This is a genomic window from Rhodanobacter fulvus Jip2 (genome assembly GCF_000264315.1).
Classification (GTDB): domain Bacteria; phylum Pseudomonadota; class Gammaproteobacteria; order Xanthomonadales; family Rhodanobacteraceae; genus Rhodanobacter; species Rhodanobacter fulvus.
In genome coordinates, this window is the sequence record NZ_AJXU01000051.1 from 66,864 (window position 1) to 84,004 (window position 17,141).

Genomic DNA, 17,141 nt, shown 5'->3' on the forward strand with positions numbered 1-17,141 from the left:
TCAGCTGGCCACGGTCTTGTCGGCCTTCTTGAACAGGCCGGCCACGTTGAACGCGGCCACCGCGGCATTGACCAGCGGCGTCAGGATGGTCTTCAAGCTGGCCAGCACCGCCACGTCGGCGGCGAATGCATCGAGGTAGACGTCCAGCTTCGCCAGCGCGGCTTTCAACTTGTCGGCGCCGCTGAAACCTTCCAGCGAGGCCTCGACCGACTTCACGGTTTCATCGACCAGGGTCAGCAGCGAGGGCACCAGCGTCAGCGCGGTGAGGATGGCTTTGAAGTTCATAGCAGACTCCAGGTCAGCGGATGATGCCGCGAGCGCGATAGGCGTCGAGGCAGGTAGCGGTGGTGTCGCGTTGGATCGCGTTGCGCTGGACGACACCAGCGGCACGGACGGCCCAGACGGCTTGCTCGCGGCTGTAGGCGCGGAGCTGGTCGAAGTCGCCCGGATGCGTGCCGTCCACGCCGACAGGCCCGACCGGATACGCGCCCAGGCGCTCCGCAGGCTCATGCTCCGCGCACGCCACGGTTGGCGGCGTCGATCGCACGCTGGACGTCGTCGGACTGCTCGCGCAGGCTGTCATCAGCACGCACGCGGTCAACAGCAGCATCGGTTTGCGCATGGCTTTCCTCGACGGCTACGGCCGCGTTGTCACGCTGGCGCTGGGCATCGGCCAGAGCGGCATCGCGGTTGGCGGTGGTGGTGGCGTTGTCCCTCTCGGCCTTGTGCCGCTGCCACCAGCCCTGCAGCGCCTTGAGCAGCACGCCGAAGATGGCCTGCAGCAGGAACTTGATCACCGCAGTACCCACGCAAGAATGGCCACGCCGTAGATCGCCAGCGCAGCAACGCATGCCCACACGATGCCGCGGGATGGATCGAGATCATTGCGTCTCATGAGCCGTTCGCCTTCGCCGATTCGGTAGCGTTGGGCTCCGGCGATGGCACGGCCGCGCCCATGATTTCGGTGGCGCGCTTCGCGTCGTGCGACGCGCCGTAGTAGTAATTGCAGACCATCGCGGCAATGCCGTTCCAGGCGGTCAAGATCATCACCACGACGTTCGCGGTGTCCGTGGAGCGCGGCAGGCCGTTCTGCAGGATGTAGAAATCCAGATAGCCGGCGCCGGTCACCACCACCAACGCGAGGAAGCTGGCGGTGATGCCGCGATGCTGTTTCATTCGCCGGTCTCAGGTGGAACAGGGATACCCGCCGTGCGCAGCAGGGATTCGAGATGCGCGACACGCGCCCGTAGGCGGCCCATCTTGCTGGCCTCGTCGATCATCAGGTGCCGCAGGCGCTCGATCTCCTTCGCCTGGAACATCTGGTCCTGCCGCATCGTCTCCATGATCTGGCGCAGACCGCCCAGACCGGTGACGCTCGCATCGGTTTCCGCTTCCTCACGGCGGCGGCGCGTCCTGCCACCGACCCAGGCAAGGATGGCCGTGGCGATCGAGAACAGCACCACGCCGTACCAGGGCCAGGTCGCCATCGACTCCATCAGCTGCCCTCGAACAATGCGCGCTCCGCGGCGCGGCGCTTGACCAGGCCCGGTAGCACTTCGCCGCCACCCATGACCCAGAACCGGAACTGCGCAGCCGCCGCGCCGTAATCGCCCCGGTTCAGGACGCGCAGCAGCGTCGACCCCATCAGGCGACCGGCACCCAGGTTGAACGTGAAGTCGCACAGCGCATCGAACTTGCCTTGCGTCAGCGGCACCGTGACCACGCGACGAACGCTATCGGCGGCATTGTCCAGATCATCCACAAGCATCCGGTCAGCCTCGGCCTCGGTGATCGTCTGGCCTGCCTTCACCCCGGCCGTGTGGCCGTAGCCGATCGTCCATGTGCCGCCGGAGTCGCGATAGGAATGCAGGCGCAGCCCCTCGGACGCCTTGACCAGGTCGATGGCGCGCTGACTGGGGTGCATGGATCTCTCGCTGGTGTGAATGCTGAGCCCGGACGGCCGCCGTAGCGCTTCCCGGGATATCCCCTAGGGCCAACTCAGCAAGAGGGTTGGCCGCCGTGGCGCGGGGAGTGCGCGACACGGCAGCCAGTGCAGGACGGCTGGGTGCTCCCGGCCTTCTCAGACGATCCGCGGAACGCCTGCCGCACAAACGAAAAAACCCGGCCATTGCTGGTCGGGTTTCGGGGTGATTCGTGGCGGGGTGACAACTTCGCCTGTAGCGAAAACTAGCCATTTACCCCCTTGACGTCAAGCATCCACTTTTTCGACGTTCCCTTCACGCCCGTAAAGCGACCTCTCCGCGCGTTCCACGGCCGCCTCCATGGCTACCCATAGCCAGCCCGCCCCGACGTTCACCAGCAGCGTGAATTCAGTCACAGCACCACGCGGCGGAATGACCTTTTGGCGCATGCCGATGCAGAGGTCGTAGGCCTGTCCGGCGATGACCAACAGCTGCCGCTCCGCCTTCTTGCCTGCCGGCCCGGTACCGCGCAGCAGCTTGTCGGCCAGCCACTCGACGACCTGCTGACGGCGATGCGGTTGCCCGGTGCCGACGCTGTACGCGATGTGTGGGCCGACGTCTTTCGGGTTCCGCCTGGCCATCGACAACGCCAGCACCATCGCATTGCCCGGGGACAGCGCACCGGCAACGGGCGGCGTGTAGCCCGAACCGTCCGGCTCGCGCCACGTTGTGGAGCCAGCAAGGCGCCCCAACCGCTCGATAAAGCCGGAGCGCTCAGCGTGGTTGAACGTGTCCTCGGTCATGAGGTCTCCTGCAGCTTCGCGTGGTCAATGTCGAATTGCAGCCCCGGCGTCTTCGTGCACAGCGGGAAGCTGCGCCCAAACGTGGGGCAAGTGGCCTTGCCGAAAGCTTCCTCGCGGTGCGTGCAGTACGCGCACGGATCGCGGTGGATCTTCGCTAGCTGCCGGCGGGCGAGCTTGATTTCGGTGGCGCGTTCGGGGCGGGTGTAATCGGTCATCGGAACAGCGCCCTCACCGCCGGGTCGCTCCAGCAGGTGGCGCGTTCTTCCTTGCGCGCCCAGCGTGGCGCCTTCTTCGCGCAGTGCTTGCACAGCGGCCAGTTGCCGACGTTCATGGCTTTGGCGTGCGGTGTCGATCGGCCGGTGACGCCGCAGAGTGACCGGTATACGCGCAGGTCGTCATCGTTCACGATGCCCTGCCGACGCAAGCCGTTCGTGATCTCGCGCCAGTAGTGCCCGCGCTCGCCGACGAAGGGAATCAGCGCCCAGCCATCGACGAAGTCGTCGATCGGTCCGCCGCTGAATGTGCCGGGTGGTTTGAGGTCACTCACTCGCCATCCTCGCTCTCCACTTCCCGCTGCCGGCAGTAATGCAGCGCCATCGGATAGCGCGACACCTTGCGCAACGGGCACCAACCCAGGCCGGCGGGCGGGTTGATTTCGTCGCGTCGGAAGTGCACGCACTCGGCGCAGGTGATGGGGTCGGTCATGCCTTCACCCAGTGGTGCGGCAGAAACTCCCCGTCCTTGCGCCGCACGATCTTGCGCACCAGGCCGCGGCGATGCATGGCCTTCAGTGCCGATTCGATGGCGGTGTAGTGGCTGTCGATGATCTGCGCCAGCGTCTTGGCTTCGATCGGGTCGGCGAGGTGCGGCAGGAGCCGCGGGGCGAGGGTTTCGCGAATGGGACGGGTGCGGATGCGGGTGGTCATCGCCACTGCCTCTTGCGCTTGCTGCCGCACCGCGGCGGGCAATTCGGGCATGGCTTGTACGTCGTCGGCTTGGCGCCAAGCTTGTACTTGCTAGGACTCGGTATGCCTTCGTCGCGCATGGGCTTTGTCTCGGCGGCCGCAGGGGCGTGCAGTGAGCGCACAAGAAAGCCAATACTTGGAAATCCTGTGATCTTGATCGTCATGCGAACAACCCCGGCGCGATCGCTTCGCGCACGATCGGCGAGATCGTCACCACCACGCGGGCGCCGTGTTCGTCTGGCTCGCAACGCTCCGCATCGATCCGGCGCACCCACGAATCATCCTCGAAAGCGATGTTCTTCAGCGCATCCAGCAGCACCTTCAGCGCGTTGTCCAGGTCAATGCTGCGCACGGTGTCATCCCATCCGTCCGGGTCTTTCGCCGCACGCTTCGCCCAATCTTGCGGCCGTGCTGGGTACATGCGAACGGTGAGCGCCACCCTGCCCCGCGTGAGGTGCACGCCAGCCTTGCGGGCGAGCATGGCCACCTCGTGCCGGTACGCCTTCGCCTCGCTCGTCGGGACGATCGTGATGTGCTTGCCGATGTTGACCGGGCGCCAGTATTTGTTCGCACTGAGCGCGGCTGGAAGCACCAGGGTGACCGGCGCGGTGTTAATTTTTTCCGCCTCGGATGTAGGCGAAAAACCGGAAGTCGGCGCCGTTTGGGCCTGACGAAACTCTCGCGCGGGCGCGATGCTGGTGGGAATGCTCATTGCCGCGTCACCCCGCGCATCCGCTCCATCATCGCAGCGGTCTCGATCAGGATTGGCGCACTCTGCAGCTCCAGCAGCTCGCCGTACTCCGCAAACGCCCCAAATCCACCGAAATACCGGATGGCCGCGCCGACGCGCTGCATATCTTCGGCCAGCTTCCGCATGTGCGCCGGGAGTTCATCCAGCTCGATGCCACCCTGGTCCGCGTGGTCCGCGTGGTCGCGCGTCATGCCGCCGCCCTCACCAGTTCCCGCGCCCTTTCCCGGATATCCCCGCTGATCGTCGCGCGGTCGATCTTGTGGGTGTAGACGCCGACCAGCCATTCCGGGTGCGTCGCTTCGACAGCGCGGGCACGAACACCAGCCGGATCCAGCGCGAAGGCTTCGCCATTGTCAGCCACCGCGATCAGCAGCGCGCCGGTCTCGGCCAGCATGATTTCGATCTTGCGAGCCGCGTAGCCACTGCCGGCACCGGTGCGGTTGATGCAGTAGATCGGGTCGTTTTCGTTTCGGGTCATGGTCAGTCCTGGTAGCCGTTCCAGCCGCCGGCGCGAGCGCGCTTGCCGTAATTGCGCATGCTCGTCGGGGCGTTGGTTTGATGGGTTGGCGCATCGGTTTCGGTGAACCGCTGGTGGCGCATGTTGGCGTGCAGGTGGACGTCGCCCGTCTCGCCGTCGCGCTGCTTTTCCACGATCAGCACCACACGCTCCTTGTCCTCGGCGTCGGGACGGTGCAGGAAAATCACCACATCCGCGTCCTGCTCGATCGCGCCAGAGTCGCGCAGCGCCTTGAGGGTTGGCCGGTGGCCGTCACCATCCCGATTGAGCTGGCTCAGCAGCAACACGGGCACGTTCAGTTCCTTGGCCAGCGACTTCAGTGCCCGCGTGATGATCTGCAGCGCGTCGGCGGTGGACAGGTTTTTCCCGGTGGGTGGCGTCATCTGCGTGAGGTAGTCGATCGCGATCAGGTCGACGTGCTGCGTGGCGTGCAGTTGGCGCGCGCGGGCGCAGAGCGCTTCGATCGTCAGCGCGGGCGTCTCGTCGATGTGCAGTGGCAGTTCGGCGATTTCATTGGCGGCGTTGAACAGCGCACCGAAGTCCGCGTTGTCGAACAACTCGGGGCGCTTCATGCCCGCGGCGTTGACCTGGGCGACGTGAGCCTGCACACGGTCAGCGATCTTCACGCCGGTCATTTCCAGGCTGAAGAACAGCGCGTGCTTGCCATGGCGGCAGGCGTTGACGAGCACCTGAATCGTGAGTGCGGTCTTGCCCACGGACGGCCGTGCCGCCACCACGATCAGGTCGCCGTTCTGCAAGCCGCAGGTGAGATCGTCCAAGCCCTGCAGGCTGGTCGGGATGCCGGTCATCTCGCCCTTGGCATCGACGCGGCGCTGCAGCTCCATCACCGATGCGCGGATGAACTCGCGGATGTGTTTGATGGAACCCATGTGCCGCGGCAGGCAAGCGCCCATGATCTGCTGAGCCTGGCCGAGCACGTCCGGCCCTTCGAGTCGAGCGATCTGCTGGCCAGCGATCTTCACCCGGCGAGCCACGGCGGCGTTGGTCACCATCTCGGCGTAGGCGCGGACATTCGCAGTGCGCCAGCCTTCGGCGTTCGCGAGATCCAGCGCAAGGTCTGCCAGCGCGGGCTCAGCGTCACCGATGGTCACCGCGTCGAACGGCGCCTCCTCCCGGGCCAGCTTCACGATCAGGGCGTAAATCTTCCGGTGGCCGGCACCCGAAAAGTCATCCGGCGTCAGCAGGTCGGCCACGCGCCAGTAGGCATCGGCGCTGCACAGGCAGGCACCAAGCACGGCGCCCTCGGCATGCACGGCGGCGCTCATGCCTCACCTCGCATCGAGCCGATGGCGCGATCCATAACCGAGGCGAAACGGTCTTCCGCCAGCAGCACGTCCAGATTCTGGCGCCAGTTCGGGTTCTTCGGGTTCGGCACTTCGCCGCGCATCCACGGGTCGGTGGCGCATTCGCCGAAGTAGGCGTCCCAGAACTCCGTGGCGACGTAGGGCCAGCCCTGGGATTTGCAGACGGATCGGGCGAGCTTGTCGGCGGCCAGAATGCGTTTGCGCCGCTTCGGGTTCAGCACCACGACGCGCTCGCATCGGGGCAGCAACCCGTGGTACGCGTCGATGATTGGCTGCAGCGGTTCGGGCTTGCTGGCCTGCCCGGGTTCGCCGATCAGTTCCAGGTTCTCGCCACCGCCGTGGGGGTTAGGGGGAATATCCTCTCCACTCCCTTCCTCTCCCCTCCTCTCCTCTCCTCTCCTCTCCGGGGTTGAGGAGTCGTCGACCGTTCGACGAGGCATCGCTGAATTTTCGGGACGGTATGGCGGATGTTTGAACGTCGGCTTGTCGATACGCTGGTGTTGCCAACCGGTGACGTGTAGAAAGTCCTTGTTTTCACTGGAATAAAAGACGATCAATCCATTCGACGACAACTCGTCGAGCATTCCGCGAATACTCGTCGAGTCGATATCGTCTCCAGGGAAGATTTCGGCTTTGATCGTGCGGACGCTCAACGAGTGATTTCCGGCGTCGTCACAGAAATTCCAGAGCCCGATGAAAAGTAGCCGAGCGGTCGGCGAGCACTCCATCACCTGCTCGGATGACCAAAACTCGGGTTTTATCGATCGAATGCGAGCCATCAGCGCAGCCCCATCCGCCGCTCCATGCGCGCCACCTGGGCCGGCGAGCGAGACCGGATCAACTGCATCCGCTCAACATCAACGACCCGTGCGGAGGTCCTTTCTCCGGCAAGGATCAGCCGAACAACCTCGTTCGACATCCGATGGATGCGTCGCTCATGGCGCCAGTCACGGACGCGCTGCCAGAGCGCGGCCAGCCCCCTGTTTGTCGATTTCATACCCTCAACCCTGCCCCAGGCTCTCGCCCGCTCTGCTGTTCTCGCTCGTAGCGCAGCCGGCACAGCGCCGCGCGGATCGTGTCGGTGGTGTCCGGGTCGGGCGTGAAGTCCAGGCCGCTCCCGGTGGATGGCGTCGCGTGCTCGCGTTGGTCGTGCTCGCGGTGGTCGATGCTCATGTCAGCGCCCTCGCCGTACAGGAGCGACCTGCAACCCAGCCGCCGCCATCAAGCCGGGGATCACCTCAGCCAGCGAGGCGAGCTTTGCCAGCGCCTCCTGTTGCGTCACCGCGGGGTCGCGCAGGTACTTGTCGGCCAAGTAGTGCACCGGGCTGATGTCGCCGGTGCGCTGGATGTAGGTTTCCAGTTCGTCGATCGTCATTCCGCGCGACTTGCCGCCGCTGTCCGATCCGGCCAGCTTCTCGGTCATCTTCGACGGCGACATGTCGAGCTTGCCCGCGACATCGACCAGGCCACGGCTGTAGATTCGGGTGGCCATGTGATCGCGCAAACAGCGCGAACGCTGCGCCAGCCCGGGCTCGAATGTCAGGCTCAATTGCTGCATGAGCGGAGTCCTTGGGAATTCAGGGGACGACGTGTTCCCAAGGATTCCCCTGCCCGGACGCAAGAATGGGAGCCATGGAAACGAATGCGATCAGGACCACCGCCAATGCCCGAACCCGTGACCCCCGCCGAGCTGCTGGCGCTAATCCTGGACGCCGAGGAAGCCGACGATGCGAGCGAGTGGGCGGACTGGATGACGGCGCAGTCGCTGGGCGAGGTGAGGCCGCCCGTGCGGTAGGCTGTGCCGACACCGCAACCGGATACGGACATGGAACGGAAGACCTTCTTGCTGATCGTGCAGAGCCCCGAACTGCAGGCGGACCACAAGGACATCGTGGAGGCCGTCCGGCACCATTCGCTGGGCGACTTCATCGAAGTGCTCAAGGAAACATCGGCGCCGCGCGGCTCGCGCGCACAGGGCACAGAGATACCGTTCGTGGTGGCGTACCTGTTCAGCACGGAAACCCCTCCGTCGGAGATGGGTTTCGGCCTGCTTCGGCGGGACCGCTACGTTTTGCTCCAGGTTGGCCCAGCCACTTGGGTGGATGGTTTTTCCAGAGTTCGCGATTGGCTGGATCGCCACCGCCAAGAATCCGATTAAGGGCCTGCTCAACGGTCTCGCTGGGGTTATCAGCAACCATCTCAGGCCGCCTCGGACTTGGCGGGCAGCGCCATCGGCTCGACCTGGAGCCCATCGAAAATGTCGGCGCGCAGGTCGATACGGCTCACCTGGCCGCCACTCTCTTCATCGAGGCGCCGAACCAGAGCGCCATCAAGGCGTGGTTTCGTGCTCAGCGCCTTGCGCAAATAGCCGATGGTGGTGCCGCAGCGAAGGGCGTAGGCGGACTGGTCGTCCGGCGAGAGTGTGGCGAGGTAGGCGCGCAGGGTTTCCATGCGCGAACATTACCATCTAGTAAAACTCTGTCAATACCGTTTGGTACTTTACTCGGCGGTAAAACAGACTATCCCCATGGTCGATGACACCGACATGGTTGTAGAGGGGCGCCGACGCTTGCTTCGTGAGTGGATCAACTCGCGATACGCCGGCGTGCAAGCAGCTTTTATCCAAGAGACTGGCATCAATCAGGGCGAGCTTTCGGGCCTCTTGAAGACCAAGTCGTTCGGCGAGAGACGCGCCAGAAAGCTTGAGGAACAGGCAGGTATGCCGCGCTTTTACCTGGACCGGGCCCGCGATGATGCAACCACACCGGACACTGAGGTGGGTGCATTGCAGCGCCAGATCGAATCGCTCACGGTCGTTCTGGCCAGCCTGGTTGCCATCACCGCGAAACACCGGCCGCTCGAAGCCGAAGAGATCGCTCGGCTGATACGGGAAAATCAATCACTTGACCTCGCGCACCACGATCTGGCTGCGGACATCCTGGACCTGATTGGCCCGGCAAAGGCGGGATCGGCAAAGCCAGCTGTTCGGGCTCGCAAACGATCCGCCTCTTGAGCAGAAATTCATGGAAACGCTCATCCAACTGATCGCGCATGGTTGCCCTCCCTGTGCCGGCATGAAACACCCGCGCGTTCGCAGAACGTGAGATTGGCATAACATCGCGGGACTGATCCAACCAAAAGGATTGCGCATGAAGCGGCATTTTGTGGCGTTACTGGTGATGCTGATCACGGCAAACGCCCCCAGCGCATCCGCGCAGAACAGTGGCGAGATGGCCATCGCGCCCGGTGGTGATCCGACCTTCTACGTGATGAACGGTGGCACGCCAGAGCCTTTCGGCGATCGCATCGTCGAGTGCAGGAACAGCTGCGCGCAAAAGCGCGTTTTGGTCACGGCAAATAGCGCGAGCGAGCCGAAACAGATGTTGGGCCACTTCTCGGGATTGAAGCTGGCTGTCGACGGGGAGGCCCTGTTTTTCGAGTCCGAGGCGTGGGCCACATCAAACGCCGTGCACGCCGTCGACCTTGCTACCGGACAGCAGCGCTACGTGACAGACGGCAGCATTGCGTGCGTGATCGGAACCGGGCGGTTTCAGGGTGCCTTGCTGGTCGCCAAGCGCAAGCACTTCGTCCAAGGCGGCAGCTACAACCCCCTGTATCTGTTCGACGCCAACGGAAAGGAGCTCGGGCTGGCCGCACTGGATGTCGACGAAGCGCCTAAGTTCTGTGGCTCTGGCGAGCTGCAATGATCGACGTCGGCAGTTAGGCGGCACTCCCTGCCCTGCACCAAGCCCGCTCCGGCGGGCTTTTTTGTGCCTGTCGTTGCAGCGCACAATCGAAAGTTGAAAAATATTACCTTTTAGTATTGACACGGTATTACTGTCTGGTAATCTCTCCCCCAAGCCAACCGGCCAGGGAGACGACATGTACATCCTCACGCAGAACGACCGCACCGCCGTGCCACGCGCCTACCGCATCGACGGTGGTTTGGAAATCTGGCTCGAACTGGTTCCCGGCACGAAGCTCGCGATGGAGCCCTCTGAGGTTCAGCTGATCATCGCCGAGCTGAAACGCGAAGTCGCGGCGGTTGAGGCGATGGCGCGGGGAGTCAGCGCATGAGCGCCGAGCAACCCCTCACCTTCGCCGAGCGCCGCCGCGCGATCGAGGAGTACCAGTCCCTCTCCTGGTCCGACGACTGGCAGGGCGCTCCGGTCAACGCCGGCGAGCAAGCCGAACTGGCCAAGCCCTACGTCGGCCCGTTCGTCACGGCCTACCTCAACGCGCTGTCGCACGCCGAGCGTGAGGCATTGCGCGCAGCTGGTGAGCCGGTCGAGTTGACGACGTGGGAGCTGATCAAGGCCGAGGCTCGCGAGAACGAGGCGGCGTTCCTTGGTGGCGCGCTGGTGTGGCTCGTGCTGCTGGGCGTCGGGCTGGTAGGGCTCGCAGTGAAATGGGGGTGGATCCAGTGATTCGCTCCGAATACCTCACCCAGCGCCACCTGGCCCGCGTTGCCCGTCGCTCACTCGCCCTGCTCCCGCCACCACCCTGCTCCACGTGGCAGGACAAGGATCGCGCGCAGGAATGGGTCCGCGTCTGCGTCGGCCGGCTTCCGGAGCGGCAATACAGCAAGCCCTTCAACCCCATCGACGCGCAGACGCGCCTAAGCCTCTACCGCCAATTCCCGCAATGGGGCGTTCGCCGCGTGCAGTTGCGCGAGCGCCGCCGGGCTGCCGCGGTGCGCGAACGGATAACCGCGATCGTCTCGCATCTCGGCCCGTCCATCGTCGCGCAGAACATCGCGGCGCAGGAAGCGCGTCGCGTCGCCGGAGCGCACGCCTGATGTGCACCCTCGTCCTCGATGACGCCTACATCGCCGAACTGATGGCCATTGCCGATCAGCGGGCACCCCTTTCACCGCTGGCCGCCGCACCGGTCCTACCGCCGGTAGCTCAACCCCTGGAGCGCGCGGCGGCCGGCACTTCTTCGGAGCCGTCCACATGATTGCTTTCGACCACCAACCGCTCGCGGTCCACATGATCCAGCGCGTCACGCACAGCCGGCCCGCCGTGACCATCACGGCACCGATGCCCGAACAGCTTGGCGCGGCCTTCGATGTAGTCAGCGAGGCAAACCGGCAGGCCTACATCGAGCAAAGCGCGAAGACGCGCGACGGCGTTGTTGCCGAGTTCGAGCGCACGTAACCAGTCACCGAGCGAGCCGGGCCGCGTAGGGACGGCTTCATTCCGAGCAGCGACGGATCAGGCGCTGTCGGCTCGCTCATCCCAACTTCAAGGAAACCCCATGAATACCCAGAATCTCGCCACCCTTGCACCCGAAGCCCGCGCCGCCCAGCTGCTCAGCTTCGACGAAACGAAGGCCGAGCTCACCGCTCTGGCGAAATCCTCCGAGCGGATCACGCAGATCAGCAACAAAGCCGGTCGCGAGGAATGCCACTCGTCACTGATGCTGCTGAAGAGCCGCCGTATCGACATCGAAAAACGCGGCAAGGAAGCGCGCGACGACGCCAACAAGTTCGCGAAGGCTGTCATCGCGAAAGAGAAGGAGTTGATCGGCTTCATCGCTCCCGAGGAGGAGCGTCTGCAGATCCTGCGCGACCAGTGGGACACGGCGATCGAAGCGGCACGGCTGGAGAAGCTGGAAGCCGAACGCCTGCGCGTCGAGGCGATCCAGAAGAAGATCCAGGCCATCCGCGATGTGCCGGCCTCGCTGGTCGGCAAGCCGTCCGTGATCATCGCCGGCCAGCTGGCCAACCTGAAGGCGACCGTGCTGGACGAGGCCGAGCTGGGCGCCGACTACCTCACGGCTACCGATGCCCTGGCCGCGGCCGTGGCGCGCGTGCAGGACCTGCTGGCGGCGCAGAAGGAGGCCGAGGCCGAGCAGGCGAAGATCAAGGCGGAGCGCGAGGAACTGGAGCGCGTGCGCGCCGAGAACGAGCGGCTGCAGCGTGAGGCCGCCGAGCGCGCCGCGGCTGATCGGGCGGAAGCGGATCGCAAGGCGCAGGCCGAGCGGGATCGGGTTGCGGCCGAGGAAGCGGCAGCGCGTGCCGCCGAGCAGGCCGAACAGGAACGGCTGGCCGCCATCGAGCGCGGGAAGGCGATGGAAGCGGCAGCGGCCGAACGTGACCGGCTGGCAGTGGAGCGCCGGGAGCAGGAAGCCGAGATGCAGGCCGAACGCGAGCGCCAGGCCGCCGAGCAACGGAAGCTTGACGAGCAGGCGGCGCAGCTCAAGCGCGAGCGCGAGGCGGCGGCAGCGAAGGCCGAAGCTGATCGGCTGGCGAACCTTGGGCTGCGGGAGGCGGCCGAGGCTGTCGTGTCGGCGCGAAGCAATGGCGGCAACGTCGACGCCGCGATTGACGACCTCGCCGCCGCGCTGGCCAACGACGAAGCCGCGGTCACGCCGGCGCGGGCGAAGCGGGTTGCGCGGGCATGAAATCCAAGACCATCAAAGCCGTTATTCGCGCGAAAGTCGATGCCTGGCTGTCCACGATCGACGACGAGAGCGTGCGCCAGTTGGCTGCGCAGAACGTCATCGTGACCGGCGGCGCCATCGCCTCAATGCTGCTCAAAGAGGCCGTCAACGACTTCGACGTGTACTTCCAGACACGTGAGGCGACGCTGGCAGTAGCGAAGTACTACGTGCAGCGCTTCCAGCCCAGCGCACGCGCCGGCATTCCTTGCAATATCTACGTCGACGACGCTTCGCCCGATCGGATTCGGATCGTGGTCAAGTCTGCCGGTATCGCCAGCGAGTACGGCACCAGCAAGCCCTACGAATACTTCGAATCGCGACCGGAGGGCGAGTCGAGCCAGTACGTCGCCGAGATCATGGACAACGCAGGCGATGTGCAGGAAGCCTACGAAGAGACGAAGCAGGCAGCGACCGGCGACACCGCGGACGCGAGGCCTCCGTATCGGCCGGTGTTCCTTTCGACCAATGCGATCACGCTGAGCGACCGGGTGCAGATCGTGCTGCGGTTCTTCGGTGAACCCGACGCGATTCACGAGAACTACGACTTCATCCATTGCACGAACTACTGGACCAGCTGGGACAACGCCCTGGTCTTGCGCCCGGCCGCGCTCGAGGCGCTGCTAGCGCGCGAGCTGATCTACGTCGGAAGCCGGTATCCGGTCTGCTCAGTGATTCGCCTGCGGAAATTCATCAAGCGCGGCTGGACGATCAATGCCGGCCAGATTCTGAAAGCGGTGATGCAGATCTCCGCGCTCGACCTGACGAACATCGAGGTGCTGCAGGACCAGCTCACCGGCGTCGACTGCGCCTACTTCTGCGAGGTCATCGCCAAGTTGAAGGAGAGCGACCCGACGAAGGTCAACACCGCCTATCTGATCGAAATCATCGACAGGATGTTTTGAGATGAGCGCGCAACTTCAGCCCCTCAGCCCGACCCGCGGCTACATCGGCGGCGGCAACATCGCCGGCATCCTCGGCCTGTCGCCGTTCAAGTCGCCGCTGGACGAGTACCTGACGATCACCGGCGACGAGGCCGAAATCTCCGACGCGCAGCGCGAGTTCTTCGACGACCGCCGCGACCTGGAGCCGTGGGCGGCGAAGAAGTTTACGCGCCGCACCGGCCTGGCCATCGTGCGCACGAATGAGCGCTACGACGACCCTCAGTTTCCGTGGGCAAAAGCGGAAATCGACTTCGAGCCGGAAGGCGACTGCAACGGCGAGACGAAGACTGTGCATCCCAACGCGGTCAGCGCGTGGGGCGATCCCGATGCCGGCGACGAGCCGCCGCTGTACGTCACGGCGCAGGCGATGTGGGGGCTTGGTGTCACCGACCGCCAGCTCTGCTACGTGCAAGCCCTGATCGGCTTCGACGACCAGCGCATTTACCGCGTGGAACGCGATGATGAGCTGATCGCCGAGATCCGCAGGCAGGCGCACGACTTCTGGCGCTTCCACGTCATCCCGCGACGCCCGCCTCCGCCGACCAACGTCGACGACCTTCTGCGCCTGTACCCGCGCAGCACCGGCCGTGACGTCGAGGCCGACACCGACATCCGCGACACGCTCGAAGCCCTCTGCGCCGAGCGCCAGGCGTTGAAGCTGCACACCGCGCGCAAGGAAGTCCACGAGTACGCCATCAAGGCATTCATGCGCGACGCCACCACCCTGACCGTCCACGGCCAATCCGTCGCTACGTGGAAGCAACGCGCCGACGGCGTCCGCACCTTTCGAATTCGATAACCCCAGGAGCAACACCAACATGGCACAGACACTCAAGCAAGCCGTACAAGGCCAGTCCACCGGCACCGCCGTCGCCACCAATGACGCCGGCCACAAGACCCTCGCCCACCTGCTGACCGATCCGAAGATCAAGGCACAGATGGCGCTGGCCCTGCCGAAGCACATGACGGCCGACCGGCTGGCGCGCATCGCGCTCACCGAGATCCGCAAGAACCCGAAGCTGGCGCAGTGCGATCAGACGTCGTTCCTCGGCGCGATCATGCAGCTGGCGGCGCTGGGCCTTGAGCCGGGTGGCGCGCTGGGTCACGCCTACCTGATCCCTTTCGACAAGCGCGGCAAGCTGGCTGGTGGTCAGTGGGGCGTGGTCGGCACTGAGGTGCAGCTGATCCTCGGCTATCGCGGCATGCTCGACCTGGCCCGCCGCTCCGGCCAGATCCTGAGTCTGGAAGCGCGCGCCGTGTATGCCGCCGATCACTTCGAGGTCGAGCTTGGTCTGGATTCCAAGATCGTGCACCGCCCGAACTGGACGGCCGCCGACCGCGGCGAGCTGACTTTCGTGTATGCCGTGGCCAAGCTGAAAGACGGCGGTGTGCAGTTCGACGTGATGAGCCGCGCCGACATCGAGCGCGTGCGCAATGAGAGCCAGGGTTTCAAGGCCGCAGTCTCCGCCGCCGAGAAGCACAAGAAGGACCCCACGTCGACCTGGCACGACCACTTCGAGCCGATGGCGCTGAAGACCGTCATCCGTCGCCTGTTCAAGTACCTGCCCGTGTCGATCGAGATTCAGCGCGCGGTCGGCCTGGACGAACAAGCTGATGCCGGCCTGTCGCAGCACAACGCCATGGTGATCGACGGCGATTACCGCGTCGAAGCGCACGACGAGCCGGCCAGCGGCGCGCCCAACAACGCCCCCGCCATCACCGCCCAGGAAGTCCACGACGCTATCGCCGCCGCGACCACGCGCAAGGACCTGGACGACGCCTTCGACCTCGTGAAGCAGCTGCACATCGACTACCACGCGGACATGACGGACCTCTACAACCAGCGCGCGCTCGACATCGTCGGCGGCGAGTAACCCCTATGGCAGTGAATGCGCAGGCTGATGCGCTCATAACCGGGAAGTAGGCCCGAAACGAAAGCGCCAAATGACCTAGATGCCGGAGATCAGCACCGGCCACTGCCACCCATCCCAACACGCCCGGCCGGCGTAACCGGCCACCCTTTCCCGACTGGAGCAACGCCCCATGTTCAGCCTTCAGAAGCAGCAGACCGCCATCAACTCGTTCACGCCACGCATGGAGAAGCATGGCCCGGAGAACGTCCTCGCCGGCACACTCAAATGCGAGACGACCATGCATAACTCCGTGCTCGACCTGTTCGACAAGGGCTTCAAGAAACTGCTGTACCGCAAGCCGGCGCCCGGTGAGCAGACCGAGTTGCCGCTGGAGGCCAGCGACGGCCTGACCTCGCGCAAGCTGCCGCAGTTGAAGCCGCTGGTCTGGGACGAGGATTTCCCGGGCTACAAGATCGAGATCGTGACCGGCCTGGCGCTCGACGAGGCGATCAAGCTGGATGACGTCGAGCTGTCCGGCTTCGTGTTCGAAGCGCTGGACGGTGGTAGCTGCAAGGTCAAGTTCACGGCCAACTTCAATCAGGACGGCCGCACCAGCGGCAAGCTCTGCCAGCTGATCCAGGACACGGTGGAGCTGTCGCTGATTCCGCCGAGTCGGGATGAGAAGGACTTGGCGGCATGACCCAGAAATTCACCGCCGAGGAAGTGCGGGAGACTTCGCGGCTCATACGAGATCACGCGCCAAACGAGTACGCCATTGAACTGGATTGCAGCCGCATGCTGGAAGCCTACGCCGACACCCTGAGCAAGCCAGCCGACAGCGGGCGGGTGGGGGATGTTGAGGCGGCCTATCGGTACATCGCACCCTCGTGGCAGGAAATATCGGCTGCCGAGGGCGACGCGATTGCTGCGCTCAAGGTTCTGCACCACGCAGGGAGCCTCATCAATGCGCAGCTCCCCGGCACCGCGCAGCTCTGTGCGAAATGGCCGAGCCTCATAGGCACGATCAAAGCCGCCCTCGCCGCGCAGGGCCAGGGTGAGGCGGTGGCGAAGGTGAGGCACTTCGACTATCGCGGCATCGCTCGCAATGGCTTCTCGCAAGAGGCCCAAATGCTTGATGGCGCCCCCGTGCTTCCGGATGGGACGCCGCTCTACACCCGCCCCGCACCCGCATCCTCGCCCGCCGGGGTGCCGGATGTGCTGATCCATAAGGCGCTGACCATTGCAGCGAATATCAGGACTGCCGATTGGCTGGACGCAGGCGGCACCTTGAACGAACAGGACGCGCTGGCCGACTATCTCGCCGCCGCCCCGTCCGCGCCCGAGGGTGATATGCCGGAACGCTGCGAAGGTGGTAGCCCGGAGTGTGGCCCGGTCGAGCACCACGACAGCGAGGGCGTGCCGCTGTGCGCGACCTGCTGGGATGCGCTACTCGCCGACAGCAACGCGACGCCCGAGGGTGATGGGGGTGAGGGGTGAGCAGCTTCCCCGCCCAGTACGTCGTGCATGCGCCATCCGGCCCGGTGGCGTGCTGCGACCACCATGCGCGGATGGTGCGCGGTCTCTACAACTTCCTTGGTGCGCATGTCGGCGTGACAG

Annotated in this window: 34 protein-coding genes; 14 read left to right on the top strand and 20 right to left on the bottom strand. The window is 64.9% G+C overall.

What is annotated here, in order from left to right; all coding sequences use genetic code 11:
- From UU9_RS12445 to UU9_RS12530, 19 genes are all read right to left on the bottom strand, one after another.
- Complete coding sequence (locus UU9_RS12445; RefSeq protein ID WP_007082108.1) at positions 1 to 285, bottom strand: hypothetical protein; 285 nt, start codon at positions 283 to 285, stop codon at positions 1 to 3.
- 13 nt (positions 286 to 298) lie between these two features.
- Positions 299 to 463 (bottom strand): hypothetical protein, encoded by a 165-nt coding sequence (locus tag UU9_RS17975; protein ID WP_007082109.1) that lies wholly within the window; start codon positions 461 to 463, stop codon positions 299 to 301.
- Between the two features lie 43 nt (positions 464 to 506).
- Complete coding sequence (locus tag UU9_RS17340) at positions 507 to 797, bottom strand: hypothetical protein (protein ID WP_050982444.1); 291 nt, start codon at positions 795 to 797, stop codon at positions 507 to 509.
- A 94-nt stretch (positions 798 to 891) separates the two neighbouring features.
- Positions 892 to 1,176 carry a hypothetical protein gene (locus UU9_RS12460; RefSeq protein ID WP_007082111.1) on the bottom strand — a complete coding sequence of 95 codons (285 nt, stop codon included), beginning with the start codon at positions 1,174 to 1,176 and terminating at the stop codon, positions 892 to 894.
- The gene (locus UU9_RS12465; RefSeq protein ID WP_156804278.1) at positions 1,173 to 1,487 is read right to left on the bottom strand and encodes a hypothetical protein; all 315 of its coding nucleotides are present in this window, start codon (positions 1,485 to 1,487) and stop codon (positions 1,173 to 1,175) included. Before UU9_RS12465 ends, UU9_RS12460 begins: the two co-directional genes overlap by 4 nt.
- A gap of 8 nt (positions 1,488 to 1,495) precedes the next feature.
- Positions 1,496 to 1,924, bottom strand: coding sequence for a lysozyme (locus UU9_RS12470; RefSeq protein ID WP_007082113.1), 429 nt, complete (start codon positions 1,922 to 1,924; stop codon positions 1,496 to 1,498).
- 285 nt (positions 1,925 to 2,209) lie between these two features.
- Positions 2,210 to 2,725: a hypothetical protein gene (locus tag UU9_RS12475; RefSeq protein ID WP_007082114.1), complete on the bottom strand. Its 516-nt coding sequence runs from the start codon at positions 2,723 to 2,725 to the stop codon at positions 2,210 to 2,212.
- Entirely contained in the window at positions 2,722 to 2,940 is a 219-nt protein-coding gene (locus UU9_RS12480; RefSeq protein ID WP_007082115.1) for a hypothetical protein, read from the bottom strand. The genes UU9_RS12475 and UU9_RS12480 overlap by 4 nt, the downstream gene beginning before the upstream one ends.
- Positions 2,937 to 3,272, bottom strand: a complete 336-nt coding sequence (locus UU9_RS12485) for a hypothetical protein (protein ID WP_007082116.1) — start codon at positions 3,270 to 3,272, stop codon at positions 2,937 to 2,939. Before UU9_RS12485 ends, UU9_RS12480 begins: the two co-directional genes overlap by 4 nt.
- On the bottom strand, positions 3,269 to 3,430 hold the full coding sequence (locus UU9_RS17980) for a hypothetical protein (protein WP_156804279.1): 162 nt from the start codon (positions 3,428 to 3,430) through the stop codon (positions 3,269 to 3,271). The genes UU9_RS12485 and UU9_RS17980 overlap by 4 nt, the downstream gene beginning before the upstream one ends.
- A complete protein-coding gene (locus tag UU9_RS12490; protein ID WP_007082117.1) occupies positions 3,427 to 3,702 on the bottom strand; it encodes a hypothetical protein in 276 nt (91 codons plus the stop codon). Before UU9_RS12490 ends, UU9_RS17980 begins: the two co-directional genes overlap by 4 nt.
- Positions 3,703 to 3,850: 148 nt before the next feature.
- Positions 3,851 to 4,402 (bottom strand): RusA family crossover junction endodeoxyribonuclease, encoded by a 552-nt coding sequence (locus tag UU9_RS12495; RefSeq protein WP_007082118.1) that lies wholly within the window; start codon positions 4,400 to 4,402, stop codon positions 3,851 to 3,853.
- The gene (locus tag UU9_RS12500) at positions 4,399 to 4,632 is read right to left on the bottom strand and encodes a hypothetical protein (RefSeq protein WP_007082119.1); all 234 of its coding nucleotides are present in this window, start codon (positions 4,630 to 4,632) and stop codon (positions 4,399 to 4,401) included. The genes UU9_RS12495 and UU9_RS12500 overlap by 4 nt, the downstream gene beginning before the upstream one ends.
- Positions 4,629 to 4,919, bottom strand: a complete 291-nt coding sequence (locus tag UU9_RS12505; protein ID WP_007082120.1) for a hypothetical protein — start codon at positions 4,917 to 4,919, stop codon at positions 4,629 to 4,631. Before UU9_RS12505 ends, UU9_RS12500 begins: the two co-directional genes overlap by 4 nt.
- Positions 4,920 to 4,921: 2 nt before the next feature.
- The gene (locus UU9_RS12510) at positions 4,922 to 6,244 is read right to left on the bottom strand and encodes a replicative DNA helicase (RefSeq protein WP_007082121.1); all 1,323 of its coding nucleotides are present in this window, start codon (positions 6,242 to 6,244) and stop codon (positions 4,922 to 4,924) included.
- Positions 6,241 to 7,062 carry a hypothetical protein gene (locus UU9_RS17345; protein ID WP_007082122.1) on the bottom strand — a complete coding sequence of 274 codons (822 nt, stop codon included), beginning with the start codon at positions 7,060 to 7,062 and terminating at the stop codon, positions 6,241 to 6,243. The genes UU9_RS12510 and UU9_RS17345 overlap by 4 nt, the downstream gene beginning before the upstream one ends.
- Positions 7,062 to 7,280, bottom strand: a complete 219-nt coding sequence (locus UU9_RS17985; protein WP_007082123.1) for a hypothetical protein — start codon at positions 7,278 to 7,280, stop codon at positions 7,062 to 7,064. The genes UU9_RS17345 and UU9_RS17985 overlap by 1 nt, the downstream gene beginning before the upstream one ends.
- A complete protein-coding gene (locus tag UU9_RS12525) occupies positions 7,277 to 7,456 on the bottom strand; it encodes a hypothetical protein (protein WP_040670956.1) in 180 nt (59 codons plus the stop codon). The genes UU9_RS17985 and UU9_RS12525 overlap by 4 nt, the downstream gene beginning before the upstream one ends.
- 1 nt (position 7,457) lies before the next feature.
- Entirely contained in the window at positions 7,458 to 7,841 is a 384-nt protein-coding gene (locus UU9_RS12530) for a hypothetical protein (protein ID WP_007082124.1), read from the bottom strand.
- An 84-nt stretch (positions 7,842 to 7,925) separates the two neighbouring features.
- Here UU9_RS12530 and UU9_RS17990 point away from each other — a divergent pair, with 84 nt between their 5' ends.
- Together UU9_RS17990 and UU9_RS12535 are read left to right on the top strand one after the other, a co-directional pair.
- On the top strand, positions 7,926 to 8,078 hold the full coding sequence (locus tag UU9_RS17990) for a hypothetical protein (protein ID WP_156804280.1): 153 nt from the start codon (positions 7,926 to 7,928) through the stop codon (positions 8,076 to 8,078).
- Positions 8,079 to 8,108: 30 nt separating this feature from the next.
- A complete protein-coding gene (locus tag UU9_RS12535; RefSeq protein WP_007082125.1) occupies positions 8,109 to 8,441 on the top strand; it encodes a hypothetical protein in 333 nt (110 codons plus the stop codon).
- A gap of 41 nt (positions 8,442 to 8,482) precedes the next feature.
- Here UU9_RS12535 and UU9_RS12540 read toward each other — a convergent pair whose 3' ends face one another.
- Positions 8,483 to 8,734, bottom strand: coding sequence for a helix-turn-helix domain-containing protein (locus UU9_RS12540; protein ID WP_007082126.1), 252 nt, complete (start codon positions 8,732 to 8,734; stop codon positions 8,483 to 8,485).
- On the opposite strand from UU9_RS12540, the gene UU9_RS17350 reads away from it, so the two are divergent.
- From UU9_RS17350 to UU9_RS12600, 12 genes are all read left to right on the top strand, one after another.
- Positions 8,733 to 9,296 (top strand): hypothetical protein, encoded by a 564-nt coding sequence (locus UU9_RS17350; RefSeq protein WP_156804281.1) that lies wholly within the window; start codon positions 8,733 to 8,735, stop codon positions 9,294 to 9,296. The genes UU9_RS12540 and UU9_RS17350 overlap by 2 nt on opposite strands.
- A gap of 136 nt (positions 9,297 to 9,432) precedes the next feature.
- Positions 9,433 to 9,990, top strand: a complete 558-nt coding sequence (locus tag UU9_RS12550) for a hypothetical protein (protein ID WP_007082128.1) — start codon at positions 9,433 to 9,435, stop codon at positions 9,988 to 9,990.
- Between the two features lie 175 nt (positions 9,991 to 10,165).
- Positions 10,166 to 10,360, top strand: a complete 195-nt coding sequence (locus UU9_RS12555) for a hypothetical protein (protein WP_007082129.1) — start codon at positions 10,166 to 10,168, stop codon at positions 10,358 to 10,360.
- The gene (locus tag UU9_RS12560; RefSeq protein ID WP_007082130.1) at positions 10,357 to 10,710 is read left to right on the top strand and encodes a hypothetical protein; all 354 of its coding nucleotides are present in this window, start codon (positions 10,357 to 10,359) and stop codon (positions 10,708 to 10,710) included. The genes UU9_RS12555 and UU9_RS12560 overlap by 4 nt, the downstream gene beginning before the upstream one ends.
- Complete coding sequence (locus tag UU9_RS12565) at positions 10,707 to 11,081, top strand: hypothetical protein (protein WP_007082131.1); 375 nt, start codon at positions 10,707 to 10,709, stop codon at positions 11,079 to 11,081. Before UU9_RS12560 ends, UU9_RS12565 begins: the two co-directional genes overlap by 4 nt.
- A 157-nt stretch (positions 11,082 to 11,238) precedes the next feature.
- Positions 11,239 to 11,442 (top strand): hypothetical protein, encoded by a 204-nt coding sequence (locus tag UU9_RS12570; protein ID WP_007082132.1) that lies wholly within the window; start codon positions 11,239 to 11,241, stop codon positions 11,440 to 11,442.
- The gene (locus tag UU9_RS12575; RefSeq protein WP_162098776.1) at positions 11,420 to 12,691 is read left to right on the top strand and encodes a coiled-coil domain-containing protein; all 1,272 of its coding nucleotides are present in this window, start codon (positions 11,420 to 11,422) and stop codon (positions 12,689 to 12,691) included. The genes UU9_RS12570 and UU9_RS12575 overlap by 23 nt, the downstream gene beginning before the upstream one ends.
- Entirely contained in the window at positions 12,688 to 13,632 is a 945-nt protein-coding gene (locus UU9_RS12580) for a Gabija anti-defense Gad2 family protein (RefSeq protein ID WP_007082134.1), read from the top strand. Before UU9_RS12575 ends, UU9_RS12580 begins: the two co-directional genes overlap by 4 nt.
- 1 nt (position 13,633) lies before the next feature.
- Positions 13,634 to 14,470 carry a YqaJ viral recombinase family nuclease gene (locus tag UU9_RS12585; protein ID WP_007082135.1) on the top strand — a complete coding sequence of 279 codons (837 nt, stop codon included), beginning with the start codon at positions 13,634 to 13,636 and terminating at the stop codon, positions 14,468 to 14,470.
- Positions 14,471 to 14,489: 19 nt separating this feature from the next.
- Positions 14,490 to 15,545, top strand: a complete 1,056-nt coding sequence (gene recT, locus UU9_RS12590; protein WP_007082136.1) for a recombination protein RecT — start codon at positions 14,490 to 14,492, stop codon at positions 15,543 to 15,545.
- A 169-nt stretch (positions 15,546 to 15,714) separates the two neighbouring features.
- The gene (locus UU9_RS12595; protein WP_007082137.1) at positions 15,715 to 16,224 is read left to right on the top strand and encodes a hypothetical protein; all 510 of its coding nucleotides are present in this window, start codon (positions 15,715 to 15,717) and stop codon (positions 16,222 to 16,224) included.
- The gene (locus UU9_RS12600; RefSeq protein WP_007082138.1) at positions 16,221 to 17,021 is read left to right on the top strand and encodes a hypothetical protein; all 801 of its coding nucleotides are present in this window, start codon (positions 16,221 to 16,223) and stop codon (positions 17,019 to 17,021) included. Before UU9_RS12595 ends, UU9_RS12600 begins: the two co-directional genes overlap by 4 nt.
- Positions 17,022 to 17,141 lie beyond the last annotated feature (120 nt).